We start from the raw sequence: 1,781 nt of genomic DNA on the forward strand, positions 1-1,781 counted from the left end.
AAACCCGTCATTTTCGGCGAGTTTTGCCGGTACGGGGATTTCGATGTCGAGGAGCATTTGTGCGAAGCCCTTGCCCTGGGGGTCGATGCGGACCGAGGCGATGCCGCCGCCGCCGAGGGACTCATGCAGCAGGAAGTTCAGCGCATGGCTTCCGGGCAGATCGAAGCGTTCGACCGGGCCGTTGCACAGGTGGGCGAAATAGGTTTTCACCGCGTCTTCGGTGAGGGCGGATCGGATGTAGGGCAGGTAATCGGGCTTGCGGGCCATGATACCGATATTGGCGATGTCGCCCTTGTCGCCCGAACGGCCCCAGGCCAGTTCGACCAGGCGCACCTTGACGGCATCGGGGCCCGCGTCGCGGCTGTCGGCCGGCGGCGTGGCGGGCGGATCAAGCCGCACCTCCCTGGTGGCGACGGTGACTGGCACATCCTTGCCATCGACCTCGACCGCAACGGGCGTGTCGGCCTTGTCCTGCAGGAAGGAAAACAGCCGCACCACCGGCTGTACCTTGGGCCGTCCGGCGTAGAACCCGGTCAGACCCTGCGCAGTGGAAATGGCCATTGGCGCGATTTCACCGGCAAAGATGTTCAGCGCGCTGCGCTCCTCATGTGCCACGCCGATCTTGAGCACCACTTCGCGGGTCCGGGCGCGGGCGTTGGCGCCATAGGCGGCTTCGGCGCCCAGAACCTCGACGCTCACCTGCCGGAAATCGCCCAGGTTCTTGTTGCGGAAAATCCGGCGGCAGCGGGTCAGGATCGCCTCGGCCACGCGCTCGGCCTTGGCCGGGGCGTCGATGGCGGCGAGCGTCAGGGTGGTGACCGCGCGCCAGCCGTCGGCATAGGTCGCCGACACCTTGTAGCTGCCGGTGCGCCCCAGCCCCTTGCCGCCCATGACCCGCACCCGATCGGGGCCGATCTGTTCGAGCGTGACACCGGACCAGTCGCAGATCACGTCGGGCAGCAGATAGGCCCGGGGATCGCCGATTTCATAGAGCATCTGTTCGCCGGCCGAACCGGGCGACACCAGACCGCCGGTATCGGCCGTCTTGGTCATGACAAAACTGCCGTCTTCGGACACCTCGACGATGGGCATCCCCATGTCGTCCCAGCCCGATACGTCCTGCCAGTCGGTGAAATTGCCCCCCGTCCCCTGCGGGCCGCATTCGATCAGATGGCCCGCCAGGGACCCCTGGCTGAGCTTGTCCCAATCTTCGTCTTTCCAGCCGAATTCGTGCATTAAGGGGCCTAGCGCCACGGCACTGTCGGCGCAGCGACCGGTGATCACGATGTCGGCGCCGGCGTCCAGCGCCGTCGCGATGGGGCGTGCGCCCAGATAGGCGTTCATGCTCCAGATTTCGTCCGGAAAGGCCACGCCGGAAAACATTTCGGTCACGCCGCGGTCGCGGATCGCGTCCGCGCGCTCCATGAGGTCGTCGCCCAGCACGACACCGATGGACAGCTCGACCCCCGCCTCGGCGGCAGCCCTGGCGAGCGCGTCGCGGCAACCGCGCGGGTTCACCCCGCCGGCATTGGCCACCACCTTGATCCCCCTGGCCTTGATATCTTCAAGCCACGGCACCAGCGCCTTGACGAAATCCGGCGCAAAGCCCGCCTCCGGCGTCTTCGCCCGCGCCCGCGCCATCAGCGACATCGTCACCTCGGCCAGGTAATCGAACACCAGATAGTCGATGTCGCCCTTGGACACCAACTGGCCAATGGCCTCCGGCGTGTCACCCCAGAAACCCGAAGCGCACCCGATGCGCAGTTGTCGATCCGACATAT

1 protein-coding gene is annotated in these 1,781 nt (G+C 66.3%); it reads right to left on the reverse strand.

Going from position 1 to position 1,781, the window contains the following annotated elements; all coding sequences use genetic code 11:
• On the reverse strand, positions 1–1,781 hold a 1,781-nt coding region (locus BUC08_RS24085; protein ID WP_073194650.1), incomplete at both ends, for an acyclic terpene utilization AtuA family protein.

Source organism: Pseudosulfitobacter pseudonitzschiae, from assembly GCF_900129395.1.
In the GTDB taxonomy this organism is placed as follows: Bacteria; Pseudomonadota; Alphaproteobacteria; order Rhodobacterales; family Rhodobacteraceae; genus Pseudosulfitobacter; species Pseudosulfitobacter pseudonitzschiae.